Origin of the sequence: Blastomonas natatoria (assembly GCF_003201955.1) — a bacterium.
Taxonomy (GTDB): domain Bacteria; phylum Pseudomonadota; class Alphaproteobacteria; order Sphingomonadales; family Sphingomonadaceae; genus Blastomonas; species Blastomonas natatoria.
The window spans coordinates 64,034-79,307 of the sequence record NZ_QJJM01000012.1; the positions used below are offsets into that span (position 1 = coordinate 64,034).

General features: G+C 63.4%; 20 protein-coding genes. 13 read left to right on the forward strand and 7 right to left on the reverse strand.

The genetic code is table 11. From position 1 onward, the window contains the following. Positions 1-16 precede the first annotated feature (16 nt). The 7 genes from cysK (at position 17) to C7451_RS14890 (ending at position 4,220) form a co-directional block, all read left to right on the forward strand. The gene (gene cysK / locus C7451_RS14860) at positions 17-934 is read left to right on the forward strand and encodes a cysteine synthase A (RefSeq protein ID WP_110299810.1); all 918 of its coding nucleotides are present in this window, start codon (positions 17-19) and stop codon (positions 932-934) included. Between the two features lie 235 nt (positions 935-1,169). Continuing rightward, on the forward strand, positions 1,170-1,646 hold the full coding sequence (locus C7451_RS14865) for a helix-turn-helix domain-containing protein (protein ID WP_244181937.1): 477 nt from the start codon (positions 1,170-1,172) through the stop codon (positions 1,644-1,646). 53 nt (positions 1,647-1,699) lie between these two features. Continuing rightward, positions 1,700-2,050, forward strand: a complete 351-nt coding sequence (locus C7451_RS14870) for a hypothetical protein (protein ID WP_110299754.1) — start codon at positions 1,700-1,702, stop codon at positions 2,048-2,050. A 31-nt stretch (positions 2,051-2,081) separates the two neighbouring features. Continuing rightward, positions 2,082-2,504: a hypothetical protein gene (locus C7451_RS14875; protein WP_110299755.1), complete on the forward strand. Its 423-nt coding sequence runs from the start codon at positions 2,082-2,084 to the stop codon at positions 2,502-2,504. Next, complete coding sequence (locus C7451_RS14880; RefSeq protein ID WP_110299756.1) at positions 2,501-2,929, forward strand: helix-turn-helix domain-containing protein; 429 nt, start codon at positions 2,501-2,503, stop codon at positions 2,927-2,929. The genes C7451_RS14875 and C7451_RS14880 overlap by 4 nt, the downstream gene beginning before the upstream one ends. An 85-nt stretch (positions 2,930-3,014) precedes the next feature. Further along, positions 3,015-3,668 (forward strand): GNAT family N-acetyltransferase, encoded by a 654-nt coding sequence (locus tag C7451_RS14885; protein ID WP_110299757.1) that lies wholly within the window; start codon positions 3,015-3,017, stop codon positions 3,666-3,668. Between the two features lie 129 nt (positions 3,669-3,797). Further along, a complete protein-coding gene (locus C7451_RS14890) occupies positions 3,798-4,220 on the forward strand; it encodes a Ros/MucR family transcriptional regulator (protein ID WP_110299758.1) in 423 nt (140 codons plus the stop codon). Positions 4,221-4,411: 191 nt separating this feature from the next. Here the strand turns inward: C7451_RS14890 and C7451_RS14895 are convergent, their stop codons facing one another. Continuing rightward, the gene (locus C7451_RS14895) at positions 4,412-4,936 is read right to left on the reverse strand and encodes a 2'-5' RNA ligase family protein (RefSeq protein ID WP_110299759.1); all 525 of its coding nucleotides are present in this window, start codon (positions 4,934-4,936) and stop codon (positions 4,412-4,414) included. Positions 4,937-5,040: 104 nt separating this feature from the next. After that, a complete protein-coding gene (locus tag C7451_RS14900; protein WP_066114329.1) occupies positions 5,041-5,586 on the reverse strand; it encodes a peroxiredoxin in 546 nt (181 codons plus the stop codon). 220 nt (positions 5,587-5,806) lie between these two features. On the opposite strand from C7451_RS14900, the gene C7451_RS14905 reads away from it, so the two are divergent. Further along, positions 5,807-6,226: a hypothetical protein gene (locus C7451_RS14905; protein ID WP_110299760.1), complete on the forward strand. Its 420-nt coding sequence runs from the start codon at positions 5,807-5,809 to the stop codon at positions 6,224-6,226. On the opposite strand, the gene mltG is transcribed toward C7451_RS14905, so the two are convergent. From mltG to fabD, 5 genes are all read right to left on the reverse strand, one after another. Continuing rightward, on the reverse strand, positions 6,227-7,201 hold the full coding sequence (mltG, locus tag C7451_RS14910) for an endolytic transglycosylase MltG (protein ID WP_110299761.1): 975 nt from the start codon (positions 7,199-7,201) through the stop codon (positions 6,227-6,229). Positions 7,202-7,208: 7 nt separating this feature from the next. Beyond that, positions 7,209-8,468 carry a beta-ketoacyl-ACP synthase II gene (gene fabF, locus C7451_RS14915; RefSeq protein WP_110299762.1) on the reverse strand — a complete coding sequence of 420 codons (1,260 nt, stop codon included), beginning with the start codon at positions 8,466-8,468 and terminating at the stop codon, positions 7,209-7,211. A 228-nt stretch (positions 8,469-8,696) separates the two neighbouring features. Beyond that, positions 8,697-8,933: an acyl carrier protein gene (locus tag C7451_RS14920; protein WP_023836488.1), complete on the reverse strand. Its 237-nt coding sequence runs from the start codon at positions 8,931-8,933 to the stop codon at positions 8,697-8,699. A gap of 109 nt (positions 8,934-9,042) precedes the next feature. Then, positions 9,043-9,780, reverse strand: a complete 738-nt coding sequence (gene fabG / locus C7451_RS14925) for a 3-oxoacyl-[acyl-carrier-protein] reductase (protein ID WP_110299763.1) — start codon at positions 9,778-9,780, stop codon at positions 9,043-9,045. 179 nt (positions 9,781-9,959) lie between these two features. Further along, positions 9,960-10,895, reverse strand: coding sequence for an ACP S-malonyltransferase (gene fabD, locus C7451_RS14930; protein ID WP_110299764.1), 936 nt, complete (start codon positions 10,893-10,895; stop codon positions 9,960-9,962). 152 nt (positions 10,896-11,047) lie between these two features. On the opposite strand from fabD, the gene C7451_RS14935 reads away from it, so the two are divergent. The 5 genes from C7451_RS14935 (at position 11,048) to rplI (ending at position 15,255) form a co-directional block, all read left to right on the forward strand. Next, positions 11,048-12,445 (forward strand): phosphotransferase family protein, encoded by a 1,398-nt coding sequence (locus C7451_RS14935; RefSeq protein ID WP_110299765.1) that lies wholly within the window; start codon positions 11,048-11,050, stop codon positions 12,443-12,445. A 115-nt stretch (positions 12,446-12,560) separates the two neighbouring features. Next, positions 12,561-13,700 (forward strand): GGDEF domain-containing protein, encoded by a 1,140-nt coding sequence (locus C7451_RS14940; protein WP_110299766.1) that lies wholly within the window; start codon positions 12,561-12,563, stop codon positions 13,698-13,700. Positions 13,701-14,028: 328 nt separating this feature from the next. Further along, on the forward strand, positions 14,029-14,388 hold the full coding sequence (rpsF, locus tag C7451_RS14945) for a 30S ribosomal protein S6 (protein ID WP_023836483.1): 360 nt from the start codon (positions 14,029-14,031) through the stop codon (positions 14,386-14,388). Positions 14,389-14,409: 21 nt separating this feature from the next. Further along, positions 14,410-14,634 carry a 30S ribosomal protein S18 gene (rpsR, locus tag C7451_RS14950; protein WP_023836482.1) on the forward strand — a complete coding sequence of 75 codons (225 nt, stop codon included), beginning with the start codon at positions 14,410-14,412 and terminating at the stop codon, positions 14,632-14,634. A 12-nt stretch (positions 14,635-14,646) separates the two neighbouring features. After that, positions 14,647-15,255, forward strand: a complete 609-nt coding sequence (gene rplI, locus C7451_RS14955; RefSeq protein ID WP_023836481.1) for a 50S ribosomal protein L9 — start codon at positions 14,647-14,649, stop codon at positions 15,253-15,255. Positions 15,256-15,274: the final 19 nt, after the last annotated feature.

The window sequence follows — 15,274 nt, forward strand, 5'->3', positions numbered from 1 at the left end:
CAGGAGAGACATCGAGATGATCGCAGCCAATATCCTCGAAACCATCGGCAGGACACCGCATGTGCGCGTCAACCGCCTGTTCGGCGACGCCCAGGTATGGATCAAGTCCGAACGCTCGAACCCGGGCGGATCGATCAAGGACCGGATTGCGCTCGCCATGATCGAGGCGGCCGAAGCGGATGGTTCGCTCAAGCCCGGCGGCACGATCATCGAGCCGACATCGGGCAATACCGGCGTGGGCCTCGCCATGGTCGCGGCGGTCAAGGGCTACAGGCTGGTGCTGGTGATGCCCGAAAGCATGTCGATCGAGCGGCGGCGACTGATGCTCGCTTATGGCGCGACCTTCGACCTGACCCCGCGCGAAAAGGGGATGAAGGGCGCGATCGAGCGCGCGCAGGAGCTGATCGATCAGACGCCAGGCGCCTGGATGCCCCAGCAGTTCGAGAATGCGGCCAACGTATCGGTGCATGTTCGCACCACCGCGCAGGAGATCCTGAACGACTTTGCCGATTCGCCGATCGACGTGATGATTACGGGCGTCGGCACCGGCGGGCATATTACCGGCTGCGCCGAGGAGCTGAAGAAGCACTGGCCGGGTCTCAAGGTCTATGCGGTCGAACCGACCCTGTCCCCGGTCATTTCAGGCGGTCAGCCCGGCCCGCACCCGATCCAGGGGATCGGCGCCGGCTTCATTCCCGGCAACCTTCACACCCGACTGCTCGACGGCGTCATCCAGGTCGATCCCGCCGACGCCAAGGAAATGGCGCGCCGCTCGGCCAGCGAGGAAGGCATGCTGGTCGGCATTTCCTCGGGTGCTACCCTTGCCGCCATTGCCCAGAAGCTCAGCGATCTGCCCGCAGGCTCGCGCGTGCTCGGCTTCAATTACGATACCGGCGAACGCTATCTGTCGGTCCCCGATTTCCTGCCGGAATAAGGCACCCCATTCCTCTGGATGTTCGAGGCCGCGCCAATCCTTGTGATTCGCGCGGCCTTTTGCCTGCGGTTTGGCGAACAGAGGCACTGCGCCGCAAATAGGCGATGATTCCGGACCGAACTCGACGCGCCTGTCCCGGCGCGGAACAATTCCATTCGGCTTGCGAATGCGATATGTCCGAAGTGAAGGTTAATGGTATCCAAAGTGGATGTACCGTCAAATCGGGGGCGATGACTTGAACCATGCGCACGCAGAATTGACCGATGTTCAGGTCAATTGCCTGTGCCTTGTCGCAGAGGGATATACATCTAAGGAAATTGCCAAGCGCCTGGGCCTGACACCGATGACGGTCGATCAGTATCTGCAGCGCGCCAAGACGGCGCTCGGTGCACCCGATCGGCGAACCGCCGCGCGCTGGTACGTCGAAAGCCGGTCGGAACGCGGATTCAAGTCTTTTGAACTCAAGCCGGCGCCAGTTGCCGACCCCCTGACCGATGTGACACCTCCTTCGGCGTCGGCAGCGGAACTGCCCGAGACGCTCTCCACCAGCCAGTGGCAGATGCGGTTCGGCTTTCCTCCTGTCGGTGGCATCGGACAATCACTCGACGCAAGCCAGAAGACGGCAGCCATCCTGCGTATCGCGGGCTTGGCGCTCATCTGCACGATGGCCTTTGCGCTGGTGCTGGGCGGAGCGCTCAAGGCGTTCAGCTGATCCGGTGTCATGCCAATCGCTGCACCCTGAGGGGTGCGAGAAGGAGATGAACCATGCATATCGATGGCAACGCCGTCCGCATCGTCGCACAGGATACCCGCTCGTCCTTTGCCAGCTATGACCGCGCAATCCTCGATGCGGCCCGGCTTTCGGTGACCATGCTCGAAGCCAGCGCGCTTTCGGAGGTTCCTGCTGGCGATTCGCAGATCGCGCTGCGTGCCATCCACGAAAGCACCGGCCACCTGCTTTCGGCCCGCGGGTCGATGGTGAAACTGGTCGGACATCTCCAATCGGTCAAGCGCCGCAGCAATCAGGCGCCGATGAATGTCGGATGCCCCGGCGAAACGCCGCTTTCCGGGTCGCTCCAGGAAGATGCGCCGCAAGCCGAGCCGGCATTCGATTGACGGCAGCCCAGCGATGCGATGAGCCATTGCCATGATTCCGATCATCTTCTGGCTCCTCGCATCGCTCAGCTGCGGCTTTGTCTGGCTGCACGGCGAGACTGAAGGCAGGAAGGCCGTCGGGCTTTTCGTGATTGCGACCTTGCTCACCTGGGCCGCGCAGACCGTGGATACCGAATGGCGACAGACGCATTGGCCGCTGATGGCGGTCGACACGGCCTATCTCGTCGCCGCTTACGTGTTCGCGCTGCGCAGCAACCGGTACTGGCCCTTGTGGATCACCGCCTTCCAGCTCCTCACCGTAGCCACCCATTTCGCGACGATCCTCGCCCCGGGCTATCTGCCGAAAATCTATTCGGCCATCGCCACTTTCTGGGCCGTCCCCCTGCTGCTCAGCATGGTGGCCGGGGTGTATCTCGATCATCGCGCCTTCAAACGTCTGGTACCCCCCCAATGACCCAGTTCTATTGCCTCATCCTCGTCCCGGAAAACGGCCAGCAGGCTCCCCAGCCGCTGCTGGATGCCAACGAACCCTGGAAGGCGCGTGCCGAAGCCGCCAGCCGCTATCTCAAGCTGCGCGGACAACGCGATGCGATTGCAGGACCCAGCCTGTTGTCGGACCCCGCATGGGACATGCTGCTCGACCTGTTTGTCGGCCATATCACCGGGCGCGACGTTTCGGTGACCAGCGCCTGCGTTGCCTCGCGCCGCCCCGCCACCACCTCGTTGCGCTATATCGACCGCATGATGAAACAGGGGCTGATCACGCGTGAGAAGGACATGAACGACCACCGCAAGGTGTATCTGCGCATGACCGAAAAGGCCTTTCGCGCGGTCGCGAAATGGGTCGACTCGCTGCGCGAGGAACTGATGACGGCCTGAAAATCGCGTCCCGGTCGTTCCGGGCCTGCGCACAGCCTGCCAATTGTGCCATCATGTCTCTCCGACGAGCCTGAGGAGGCACAGGGTGGACGGACCGCAATCGAGGGCGCTGCACGACGAGATCATCGAGACCGTGGCTGCAGACGGCAAGCGCATCTGCCTGCGATCGATCCGCCATTCCGATGAAGTGCGGATGCGCGAAGGCATCGCGCGGCTTTCCGAACAGTCGCGCTACATGCGTTTCTTTTCGGTCCAGCCCATGCCGTCGGACCCGGTCATCGAACGGCTGCTCGACGCGGACGGCCACGACCATATCGCATGGGGCGCGATCCATCTCGACGGGCGCGCAAATCCGGCGGTTGGCGCTGTGCATGCGATTCGCAGCGAGCACCAGCCCCGCGCCGGCGAGTTCTCGATAGCGGTGCTCGACGACTATCACGGACTTGGACTCGCCCGGATGCTGACCACGGTGCTGCTCATCCATTGCGAGGTGGAGGCCATGTGCGAGCTGGAGGTGCAGACCCTGGCTGAGAACATGCCTGCGATCCGTTTCATCCTCTCGATCGGCGCTCGGCGACAGGAAAGCGAGGCCGGCGTCATCAGCTTCCGCCTGCCGGTGAGACCGGCCATCCGGCAGATTTCCGCCGCTTCCGATCTGCAGGGCGTGCATGACATCGTCGCCGCCCTGGCGCGCTACATCCCTGCGCAAGACAGCCCGTGCGCCCCCGAAAGTCGGTGATCGGCTGCGCCAGACGCAACAGATTGTGCCAGAAGGCGTCACTTTTTGCGGACAGTTATGATTTGCATTTGGTCCATAACGGACTAATAGTCCCGCCAGATTGGATCAATCAGCTAAGCAGGTGCGACTATGGACGATGTGGAAACCTTGATTTCTTTGACCGCTGATATTGTTGTCGCGCATCTGAGCAACAACAAGGTGGCAAATTCGGATATTCCACAGCTGATCTCCTCCGTCCATGCTGCGCTTCAAGGCATCGCAACTGCAGAAGAAGAACAGCCCGAAGCTCCCAAGGAACCGGCAGTACCGATCCGCTCGTCGATCAAGCCCGATCATCTGGTCTGCCTTGAGGACGGCAAGAAGCTGCGCATGCTCAAGCGCCACCTGATGGTGCACTATAACCTGACACCGGACGAATATCGCGCCAAATGGGGCCTGCCCAAGGACTATCCGATGGTAGCTCCCAACTATGCAGAGCGCCGCCGCGAGCTGGCGCTTCAGATTGGCCTTGGCAAGCAGGGCCGAGGTGGCGGGCGCAAGAAGAAAGTCTGATAAACTGACCTTCAGGCCTGTTTGCAGGACTGGGCGGGGGAGCATCTTCGGGAGGAGATGCTCCCCCGTTTGCATGCGGGCTCCGCGCCTGCGTGTACCGTGGAATACTCCGCGACTCATGGCGGGCCCTGCCCGCAGTCGCGCCTGAATGCGCAGCCAATAATACCGATCGGCCTGGTGTTGCCTCGGCGTTAGCGGACCTGCGCCTTGCCACGGAACGGCCAGTTGCCGATCGGCTCCCACGGCCCGCCCAGGTAGCGATGGAGCGCCAGCCCCGAAATGACTAGCGGGCGTGGCACGAAGACGGCAGACAGCTCGGCATGCAGCGTGCGGGCTGCAGCGGCTTCCACCTTGTTCTGCACGGTGATGTGCAGCCGGGGCACACCCTGATCCTGCGCGGTGAGCAGGCCGTGCAGCCCATCGGCCATCATCGCGCGGATTGCCAGCAGCCCGGGCGAATGGATGCGATAGGCCACGCCATTGCCCATGCGCATCACATCGCTCAGTTGCGCTGCCGGAGGTGCATACTCGCGTGCCAGCGCCCGCGTCCGAACGACCAGCTCGCCCTCATAGGGACCGGGCAGATGATGGAACAGCGTGACATGCGCATCGACCACATTGCGATCGGCAGGATAATGCGCGCGGCGCAGCGCATTGGCCCAGACCTGGTCTGATGATCCCAGCATGGCAGTCATGATGATGGGTTCACGCCGCATCGCCCTTCCCTAGCCGCCCTGGCCAGAACGCAAAAGGGGCGCGGTGCATTGCTGCACCACGCCCCCGCTTGCGACCCGTCTAGGGATTTCGTCGGCGAACCGGCTCAGGCCAGTTCGGGCTGCTTCGCCTTGATCTTGGCGAGCACGTTTTCCGGAGCGGTTTCGCCATAGGGATCGTTGTCGAGGCCATGATCGTTGATGCCCGGCTCTTCGAACCAGTCGGTGATCACGCCATTGTCGACCACCATGGCATAACGCCAGCTGCGCTCACCGAAACCGACATGGTCCTTGCGGATCAGCATGCCCATGCGGCGGGTGAAGTCGGCCGAGCCATCGGGAAGCAGCTTCACCTTCTCGACGCCCAGCGACTTGCCCCACTGGTACATCACGAACGCATCGTTGACCGACACGCAATAGATTTCGTCGATGCCTTCGGCGCGGAAATCGTCATACATCGCTTCGAAGCCGGGGACCTGCGAGTTCGAGCAGGTGGGCGTGAACGCGCCGGGCAGCGAGAAGATGACGACGCGCTTGCCGGCCACCAGATCACCGGTCAGCTTGTCTTCCCAGCGGAAGGGGTTGGGGCCTTCGATGCTGTCGTCGCGTACGCGCGTTTTCAGGCAGACATTGGGAACCTGACGTCCGATCATGGGAAACTCCTTGAACGATGGGGGGGAATATTTTGCACCGCAACATTTAGGGATGCCGATGCCGGCTGTGAAATGAAAACATTCGTGGGCCGTAATCGCTTTTTTCGATGAATTGGTCGCATTCGCCATGACAGTCGATTGGACCGGGCGCAGACAGACGTGACATGCTTGCTTTGGCTGAAAATCATATCCATTTTGGATGTATCGAAGGGGAGCTTCTATGATCCTGTCACGGCCCCTGGGCTGGTTCTGGCTGCTGGCCATTGTTCTGCTGGCGTGGAACGTCATCGGGCTGGTGGCGCTGCTCTTCGATCCGGTGCTCGGCGTCGGCGATGTGTCGAAACTCGCTGCAGAACAGCAGGCAATCTACGCGGAGCGGCCTGCTATCGCCTTTTACGGCTTTGTGCTGGCCACGGTCGCGGGAACCGCCGGCGCCATCGCGCTGCTGCTTCGCCGCAATATCGCTCTGTGGCTTTTCGTCGCTTCAGCCATCGGGCTGGTGCTGCAGAACGCATGGCTGTTTGCAGATCCGTCGCGTCTTTCGGCCGATGTGCTCGGTTTTCAGGCGCTGGTCGCCGGGTCGATCGCTCTGGCCATCTGGCTGGCCCTTACTGCGCGCAAGCGCCGCTGGAGCCGGTGATCACATTTCCCCGCGGGCCCGGCGGATGGCAAACCACTTTTCGACATTGCGGTTATGGTCGGCGAGCGTGCTGGCGAACACATGGCCGCCGGTGCCGTCCGCGACGAAATACAGCGCATCGGTCCGCGCGGGGTTGAGCACCGCCTCGATCGAGGCCCGGCCCGGATTGGTGATCGGGCCCTTGGGCAGCCCGGTCATCGCATAAGTGTTGTAATCGTTGACGGCGGAGATTTCGGACTGGCGGATGCGGCGACCGAGCGGCTTGCCGCGCGTGATCGGATAGATGATCGTCGGGTCGGCCTGCAGCATCATGCCCTTGCGGATACGGTTGCTGTACACGCCCGCGATCATCCGCCGTTCGGAGGCCTTGCCGGTCTCCTTCTCGACGATCGCCGCCAGAATGACAGCTTCCTGCGGAGTCTTCACCACTGTCTCGGGCGAGCGATTGGGCCAGAGCTCGGCGATCGTGTCCTGCATCGCCTTCTGCATCCGCAGCATCACCGCGATGCGCTTCTCGCCGCGTTCGAAGCTGTAGCTCTCGGGCAGGATCGAGCCTTCCTCGGGCACGGGCACTTCGCCGGTCAGCAGATCCTGCGCCATCAGCTTTTCATGCACCAGGATGCTGGGCATCCCTTCGGGCACGGTGACCATCCGCCGGATGACCTCGCTGCCTTGCAGGATATCGAGGATCTGCGCGTTGCTAGCGCCTGCGGGGATGATGAATTCGCCGGCCTTGATCGGATCGCTGCCGCCGAACACGCGCGCCCGGTTGAGGAACGCGCCCGCCGAGCTGATCGCGCCCTTCTCCTCCAGCACCCTCGCCGCACTGGCCAGCGAGCTGCCCGCAGGAATGACCACCGCCATTTCCTCGGGCGCGGGGCCGGACGCGGTCCAGCCCCAGTAGAAATTGCCGCCGATCAGCAGCACCAGCGCCGCAGCGCCAGCCAGAACGATACATCCCAGACGGCGCAGCATGATTGCCTCAGACCGCCTTCATGATCAGACTGGCGTTGGTGCCGCCAAAGCCGAAGCTGTTGTTGAGCACCGCCCGCACCTTGCGCTCCTTGGCCTTGTGCGGAACCAGATCGACGCCCAGGCAACTCTCGCTCGGATTGTCGAGGTTGAGCGTCGGCGGCACGATCTGATCGCGCATGGCCAGCACGCAGAAGATCGATTCCACCGCGCCCGCGCCACCCAGCAGGTGGCCGATGGCGGATTTGGTGCTGCTCATCGACAGCGTGTCGATGGCGCTACCGAACAGGCGGCGCACCGCGCCCAGCTCCAGCTCGTCGCCCAGCGGGGTCGAGGTGCCGTGCGCGTTGATATAGTCGATGTCCTCGAGTGCCAGGCCCGACTTGCGCAGCGCCATTTCCATCGACCGGAACGCGCCCGAACCTTCGGGATGCGGGGCGGTGACGTGATAGGCATCGCCGGTCAGGCCATAGCCGATCACCTCGGCATAGATTTTTGCGCCACGCGCCTTGGCGCGCTCGTATTCCTCGAGCACCACGACGCCAGCGCCCTCGCCCATGACGAAACCGTCACGGTCGACATCATAGGGGCGCGATGCCCGTTCGGGCGTGTCGTTGAAGCCGGTCGAAAGCGCGCGTGCCTGCGCGAAGCCGGCAATGCCGATCGGGCAGATCGCGCCTTCCGCGCCACCCGCCAGCATGACATCGGCATCATCCAGCGCGATCATCCGCGCGGCATCACCGATCGAGTGCGCGCCGGTCGAGCATGCGGTGACGACCGCATGGTTGGGGCCCATAAGGCCATATTTGATGCTGACCTGACCCGAGATCAGGTTGATCAGGCGGCCATGCACGAAATGCGGGCTGACGCGGCCCGGCCCCTTTTCGTTGAGCACCAGCGATTCGCTGGCAATGCCCGGCAATCCGCCAATGCCCGATCCGATCGAGCAGCCCGCGCGCAGCCGTTCGGCCTCGGTCATGTCGGTGAGACCGGCATCTTCCAGCGCCTGTCCCGCAGCATCGATGCCATAGATGATGAATGGATCGACCTGGCGCTGCACCTTGTGATCGACACGCTTGTTGGGGTCGAAGCCATATTCGTGCGTCGCAGGCTTCACCTCGCAGGCGATGCGGCACTTGTACTCGCTCGCGTCGAAACGGGTGATGGTGCCGGCGCCCGACCTGGCAGCGATCAGATTGCTCCACGCGGTCTCGACATCTGCCCCCAGCGGCGTGACCAGACCCAGACCCGTAATGACTACACGGCGCATTCGCCCTACTCCTGCAAAACCTTCTTCGCCTGACACCGGAGCAATGGCCCCGGCCTCGCGCGAAAACGAAAAATGGCTTCCCCGTTCGCTAGTGGGCGATCAGGGAAGCCATCCTATCTTCACATGGTCGCCGCGAAAACGCAGCGACGCTGCCCACCGGACCCGACCCGCCGCTCACGCGCGAGGCGATGTCCTGCCGGTGCGATGGGCCCCCGTGCGAGCTGCAATTCAGCCCTTGTGGCTATCGATATATTCGATGGCGTCGTTGACGGTGCTGATCTTCTCGGCAGCATCGTCAGGGATTTCCACGCCGAATTCTTCTTCGAATGCCATCACCAGTTCGACGATGTCGAGGCTGTCAGCGCCCAGATCGTCGATGAAGCTTGCGTCTTCGGTGACCTTCTCGGCTTCCACGCCGAGATGCTCGATCACGATCTTTTTAACGCGGTCGCCAGTCTCACTCATGCAGAGTTCCTTCGATTTGTGTGTAACGAAAAAATGCGAATTGAAATCACCGCCACGCCCTAATGCCGCTTTTCTCGGCTGGCAAGAGGGCTGGCAGGGCGGGGCGGCCTTACAGCATCGCCATACCGCCGTTGACGTGCAGCGTCTGGCCGGTGACATAGCCGGCCTCGCGGCTGGCAAGATAGACGACCGCTGCCGCAACGTCATCACCCTCACCCAGCTTGCCCGCCGGAATCCGGCCCAGCAGGGCGCTCTTCTGCGCCTCAGGAAGAACCTCGGTCATAGCCGAGGCGATGAAGCCCGGCGCGACGCAGTTGACGGTGATGTTGCGGCTGGCAAGCTCTGCCGCCAGCGCCTTGGACATGCCGACCAGCCCGGCCTTGGAAGCGGCATAATTGGCCTGGCCGGGGTTGCCCGTCGCGCCCACCACGCTGGTGATCGAGATCATGCGGCCGAAGCGCGCCTTCATCATCGGCTTGGCAGCGGCGCGGCAGAGGCGGAACGCGGCTTCAAGATTGACGCGGATCACGTCCGCCCATTCCTCGTCCTTCATCCGCATGGCGAGGTTGTCGCGGGTGATGCCGGCATTGTTGACCAGAATGTCGAGCGATCCCAGCGCCTCGACTGCCCGAGGCACGAGGGCGTCCACGGCAACCGGATCCGAAAGATTGCAGGTCAGCGCGACATGGTCGCCGCCCAGCGACACCGCAAACTCCTGCAGCTTCGCCTCGTTGCTGCCCGACAGCGCCAGCCGCGCGCCATGCGCCGCAAGGCCGCGCGCGATGGCCGAGCCAATGCCGCCGCTTGCGCCGGTGACCAGGGCGGTCATGCCAGTAAGATCGAACATGCGAAATTCTCCCTAGCTTTGCCTCTCCCCTTGCGGGAGAGGCCGCGAGACTTGGCGGCTTGTCCGCCTAGTCGCAGCGGGAGAGGGGGCATGATCCTGCCCAGCCCTCTCCAACGTCAGCCAGGCAGCAAGCTGCCAAGCCCTTGTACCCTCTCCCGTAAAGGGAGTGGAGTTGAACATCAAACCGCCTCGAGCAGACTGCCGATATCGCTCATCTCGACAATGCTCTCGCTGTCGACATCCTCGACGATACGCTTGATCATCGGGACCAGAACCTTGCCACCCAGTTCGATAAAGTGGCTTACGCCCGCATCGCGCATCGCCATCACCGATTCCCGCCAGCGCACCATGCCGGTGACCTGTTCGACCAGCAGGCTGCGGATGGTGGCGGCATCGCCGACCGGGGCGGCGGTGACATTGGCGAACAGCGGAACGATGGGATCCCTGATCTCGGTGGTGGCCAGCGCCTCGGCCATGCGGTCGGCCGCAGGCTGCATCAGCGCGCAGTGGAAGGGCGCCGACACGGGAAGCATCATCGCCTTGCGCGCGCCCATTTCCTTGGCAATCGGCAGGCAGCGCTCAACGGCGGCGACATGGCCGGAGATCACCGCCTGGCCAAAGGCATTGTCGTTGGCGACGGCGCAGACCTGGTCGCCTGCGGCCTGTTCCGCTGCACGAAGCGCTTCCTCGAACTCGATGCCCAGCAGCGCGGCCATCGCGCCCTCGCCCACCGGCACCGCCGCCTGCATGGCCTGACCGCGCAGCTTGAGCAGCCTTGCCGTGGTGGCCAGATCGATCGAACCGGCGGCGCACAATGCGCTGTATTCGCCCAGGCTGTGCCCGGCGACATAGGCAAAGCTGACCGGCACGTCGCCTGCCTCGTGCTGCAGTGTGCGCAGCACGGCAATGGCATTGGCCATGATTGCGGGCTGGGCATTCTCGGTCAGCTGCAGCTCGTCCGCCGGCCCCTCGGTCATCAGCTTGAACAGATTCTGGCCGAGCGCGTCGTCGACCTCCTGGAACACGGCGCGCGCCTCTGCGCTCGCTTCGGCCAGGGCCTTGCCCATGCCGACCTTCTGACTGCCCTGTCCCGGAAAAATGAATGCGCGTGTCATGACTGTCGTCGTCCCTCGCCCCGCTGGTTTCGCGCCGGCGCCCTCCAGCCCCGTGCATCAAGCGCCGCCCGTTAATCGTGTTACCACTTTGTTGCAAGGCACTTGGTGGCAAGCCGCTTGCGGCGATTTAACCGATCGATTAACAACGGTGCATGGACGATACAGCATTTGCCCAGCGGCTGGAAACGCTTTGCCGCGCCACGCTGGGCGGAACCGGCCCGCTTGCCGACCTGAGGCGGCTTTCCGGCGGCGCAAGCATGCAGAGCTGGCGCTTTGCCTGGGGCGACGAGTTGCTGATCCTGCGACGGATGCCCGACGGCATGCGCAGCGACGATACCGCGATCGATTCCGGTGCGCTCGATCTCGATGGCCAGGCCGACGTCATCGAGCGTGCCGTCGAGCAAGGCGTGATGGCCCCGGCGGTGCGCGCGCGGCTGGTGCCGGGCGATGGCCTTGGCGAGGGCTTCATCATGGCCTGTGCGCCCGGAGAGGCGCTGCCGCAGGTTCTGCTGCGCGATCCGGCCTTTGCGGACGCGCTCAGCGCGCTGCCGAAGCAATGGGCCGAACAGCTGGCGGCCATCCACTCGATCGCCCCTGCCACCCTGCCCCAGGCGCTCAGCTATCGCAGCCCGGCTGACATGGTTACCGATCTGGAGACGCGCTGGCGCGAACTGGGCGGGGTTTCCCCGATCTATGCTTTGGCCTTCGGCTGGCTGGAGCGCGCGCTGCCCGATCCGGTCGAGCCGCGTCTGTGCCACGGCGATTTCCGCATGGGCAACCTGCTGGTAACGCCCGAGGGTCTTTCCGCCGTGCTGGACTGGGAACTGGCGCATCTGGGCGATCCGGTGCAGGATCTGGCCTTTGGCTGCATACCGAGCTGGCGCTTCGGGCGCTATGACAAGGTGCTCGGCGGCTTTGGCCAGCCCGAGGACATGCTCAAGCATTACGCGGCAATCACCGGCGCGCAGGTCGATCCCGCGCGCTTCCGCTTCTGGCTGGTTTATTCGTGCCTGTGGTGGGGCGTATGCTGCCTGATCATGGCCGATATCTGGCGGCGCGGCGACCAGGCGGGTCCGGAGCGGCTGGTGATCGGGCGCCGCGTTTCGGAAGTCGAGATCGACCTGATGCTGATGCTGTCGGACGAGCTGGCTGCGGTGCCGGCGCCGATGGACTGGCCGGATTGCGATGTCCCGGCAGAAACCGGCGTGCCAGGCGGTGCCGCGCTTGCCGATGCGGTCAGTCTGTGGATCGAGGGGCAGGTCGCTGCCAATGCCCGCGGACATGCTCGGTTCGAAGCCAGGGTGGCGATGAATGCGCTGGGCATGGCGGCGCGCGACGCCGCGCTCGGGCCGCGCTTCCGGAGCAGTCAGGAGGGAAGACTGGGCATCCTGGGCTATGATGCGCCGGGACTTGCCACTGCCGTGCGCCGCGATCCGGCCAGCGTCACCCCGGCCGTGCACCATCATTTGCGGCGGCTTGCGGCGGAAAACTGCCTGATCGACCAGCCCCGCTATGCAGGGCTGGCCATGGCCCGATCCGCCTGGACCTGAACCCGTTTGGCCGATGGCGAAAAAATACAACATGAACCCGATTTGGTTCTTAATCGGCGCCGCTTGCGGTCGTTAAGCCTGATGAACGATCAATTAAGCACGATTGGGTCAACCGATGGCAGAACTCCAGGCACAACGCGGCAATCTCAGGGACCGGATGAAACTCGCCGCGTCGATCCTGGCAGGTCAGGGCAAGCTCGAAGAGGAGGCTCCGAGACGGGAGACCATCTTCGAGAACATCAAGAAGCAGCAGTATCTCAAGGTTTTCTCGTTTCTCGAGCAGGTTCAGCTCGATCCCGTGCCGGACAATTACAAGCTGGCCTGGGAATATCTGAACGGCGGCAACAACACGCTGCGCTCTGCGGTGGACCGCAAGCTCGACACCAACGGCCGGCTGTCGTCGGAGATGGTTGCCGAGATACTCGACGAGTGCGAAGGCCAGATGAAGGTTCAGGACCTCAACAGCCTGGTTGCCGAAAGCGAAGCGTTGCTCGCCGGAGGGTTCAAGACCCTGAGCAAGAGCGGCAAGGAAAGCATGGCTTATGCCGAGGCGCTGCAAACCCGGCTCGACTGGATGCGCGATCTGGACCCGGCCGAACAGGCTGACATGCCGATCGAGGCGCAGTTCAAGGCGCTGCTCAAGATCACGACGCAGATGATGCAGTCGACCAAGAAGGCGAGCGAGAGCCTCGATGAAAGCACCAAGAAGCTCAGCCAGATGCGCAGCCGCCTCGACGAGGCGAACGACAAGGCGCAGCGCGACCAGCTGACCGGCCTTCCCAACCGCTGGGCGTTCGAGCAGCAATTCTCTGCGGCGACGATCCGCGCCAAGGAGCGGTTCGAGCCGCTGTCGGTCGCGTTCATCGATATCGACCATTTCAAGCAGGTCAACGACACGCACGGCCATGAGGCGGGCGACCGCGTGCTGCAGCTGGTCGCCAAGACGCTCGACGGCTTCACCCGCGGCAATTGCCATCTCGCCCGGCACGGCGGTGAGGAATTCGTTATCGTGCTGGAAAACACCACGACCGCCGAAGCGAAGAAGCAGATCGACGCAGTGCGCGAGGATCTGGCGGACCGTTCGCTGATCAACAAGGAAAACGGCCAGCCGATCGGCCGTATCACCTTCTCTGCCGGGGTTGCGCCCTTCATTCCCGGCGAGGCCAACCGCCAGGTGCTGCGCAATGCAGATGCCGCGCTGTACGAAGCCAAGAACACCGGGCGCAACCAGGTGCTGATCTATCACGGCGACTAACGCTGCACTGGGTCAAACCTCGCAGTTTTCCGAACTCCACCTCCGTCATTCCCGCTAAAGCGGGAATCCCGCTACCTTCAATGACCGTCGCGCAGAAGCGGGCCGCCCGCCTGCGCGGGGGTGACGATGGCCAGGCGGCATCAAGGTCAAGAGCATCCGCAGCCATGCCGCTTTTTCTCGTCACGACGCTTGCTTTCTTCCGGCTTTTGGGTATTAGCCCGCGCTTGCCTTCGGACGAGTGATCCTCGACCCTGGCATGAAGAAAGCCGGAGGGGTGTGTCGCATGGGGCGCACATCAGCGATCGGCAGATGAGTAAAGGAAGCCAACATGCCGATGTACGAGCATGTGTTTCTGGCGCGCCAGGACCTGTCCCAGGCCCAGGTGGACGCGCTGGCCCAGACCGCAACCGAGATTGTCGAACAGAACGAGGGCAAGGTCACCAAGACCGAGACCTGGGGTCTGCGCAACCTCGCCTACAAGATTCAGAAGAACCGCAAGGCGCACTTCGTTCTGCTGAACATCGAAGCCCCCGCCGGCGTCGTCGCCGAGCTGGAGCGTCAGACTTCGATCAACGAAGACATCATCCGTTACCTGACCGTGCGCGTCGACGAGCTGGAAAGCGGCCCGTCGGTGATGATGCGCAAGCAGGACCGCGAACGGCGCCCGCGCCGCGACCGCGAAGCCTGAGACAGAAAGGGATAACGACACATGGCACGCCCATTTTTCCGCCGCCGCAAGTCCTGCCCGTTTTCGGGCAAGAACGCTCCCGCCATCGATTACAAGGATGTGCGCCTGCTTCAGGGCTTCATGTCCGAACGTGGCAAGATCGTCCCCAGCCGCATCACCGCGGTTTCCGGCAAGAAGCAGCGCGAGCTGTCCAAGGCCATCAAGCGCGCTCGCCATATCGGCCTGCTGCCGTACATCGTGAAGTAAGGAGCAAGGGACATGCAGATCATTTTGCTCGAACGGATCGAGAAGCTGGGTTCGATCGGTGACGTCGTCACCGTCAAGGACGGCTATGCCCGCAACTTCCTGTTGCCCAACAAGAAGGCGCTGCGCGCCAACGAAGCCAACCGCAAGGTGTTTGAAGCCAATCGCGAGCGCATCGAGGCCGAAAACCTCGCCAAGCGCGACGAAGCTGCCAAGCGCGCCGAGTCGGTCGATGGCATGCAGGTCGTTCTGATCCGCGCGTCGTCGAACAGCGGCCAGCTGTACGGTTCGGTGTCGGTCCGCGACATCGCCGACGCGCTGAACGCCGATGGCGCCAATGTCACCAAGGCGATGATCATCCTGGAGCGCCCGATCAAGACGCTGGGCGTGTTCCCGGTCAAGATCGCGCTGCACCCGGAAGTGTCGGTCAGCGTGACCGTCAACGTCGCCCGCAGCGACGACGAAGCCGAGCTGCAGAAGGCCGGTGTCGACGTGATGGCGCAGATGTTCGAGGAAGACCAGGCGCCTGCCGGCTTCGTCGAAAAGTTCGACCCCAATGCCGAGCCGGGCACCATCCCGGTTGACGAGCCCGAAGAAGGCGAAGGCGAAGACGCCGCCGCCTGATCGGACGATCACGGTTCAA

Bases quoted from the DNA above. Each gene is read 5' to 3' on its own strand.
- cysK (WP_110299810.1), top strand. From the start codon at position 17: ATGATCGCAGCCAATATCCTCGAAACCATCGGCAGGACACCGCATGTG.
- C7451_RS14870 (WP_110299754.1), top strand. From the start codon at position 1,700: ATGCATATCGATGGCAACGCCGTCCGCATCGTCGCACAGGATACCCGC.
- C7451_RS14875 (WP_110299755.1), top strand. From the start codon at position 2,082: ATGATTCCGATCATCTTCTGGCTCCTCGCATCGCTCAGCTGCGGCTTT.
- C7451_RS14880 (WP_110299756.1), top strand. From the start codon at position 2,501: ATGACCCAGTTCTATTGCCTCATCCTCGTCCCGGAAAACGGCCAGCAG.
- C7451_RS14890 (WP_110299758.1), top strand. From the start codon at position 3,798: ATGGACGATGTGGAAACCTTGATTTCTTTGACCGCTGATATTGTTGTC.
- C7451_RS14895 (WP_110299759.1), bottom strand. From the start codon at position 4,936: ATGCGGCGTGAACCCATCATCATGACTGCCATGCTGGGATCATCAGAC.
- C7451_RS14900 (WP_066114329.1), bottom strand. From the start codon at position 5,586: ATGATCGGACGTCAGGTTCCCAATGTCTGCCTGAAAACGCGCGTACGC.
- C7451_RS14905 (WP_110299760.1), top strand. From the start codon at position 5,807: ATGATCCTGTCACGGCCCCTGGGCTGGTTCTGGCTGCTGGCCATTGTT.
- mltG (WP_110299761.1), bottom strand. From the start codon at position 7,201: ATGCTGCGCCGTCTGGGATGTATCGTTCTGGCTGGCGCTGCGGCGCTG.
- fabF (WP_110299762.1), bottom strand. From the start codon at position 8,468: ATGCGCCGTGTAGTCATTACGGGTCTGGGTCTGGTCACGCCGCTGGGG.
- C7451_RS14920 (WP_023836488.1), bottom strand. From the start codon at position 8,933: ATGAGTGAGACTGGCGACCGCGTTAAAAAGATCGTGATCGAGCATCTC.
- fabG (WP_110299763.1), bottom strand. From the start codon at position 9,780: ATGTTCGATCTTACTGGCATGACCGCCCTGGTCACCGGCGCAAGCGGC.
- fabD (WP_110299764.1), bottom strand. From the start codon at position 10,895: ATGACACGCGCATTCATTTTTCCGGGACAGGGCAGTCAGAAGGTCGGC.
- C7451_RS14935 (WP_110299765.1), top strand. From the start codon at position 11,048: ATGGACGATACAGCATTTGCCCAGCGGCTGGAAACGCTTTGCCGCGCC.
- C7451_RS14940 (WP_110299766.1), top strand. From the start codon at position 12,561: ATGGCAGAACTCCAGGCACAACGCGGCAATCTCAGGGACCGGATGAAA.
- rpsF (WP_023836483.1), top strand. From the start codon at position 14,029: ATGCCGATGTACGAGCATGTGTTTCTGGCGCGCCAGGACCTGTCCCAG.
- rpsR (WP_023836482.1), top strand. From the start codon at position 14,410: ATGGCACGCCCATTTTTCCGCCGCCGCAAGTCCTGCCCGTTTTCGGGC.
- rplI (WP_023836481.1), top strand. From the start codon at position 14,647: ATGCAGATCATTTTGCTCGAACGGATCGAGAAGCTGGGTTCGATCGGT.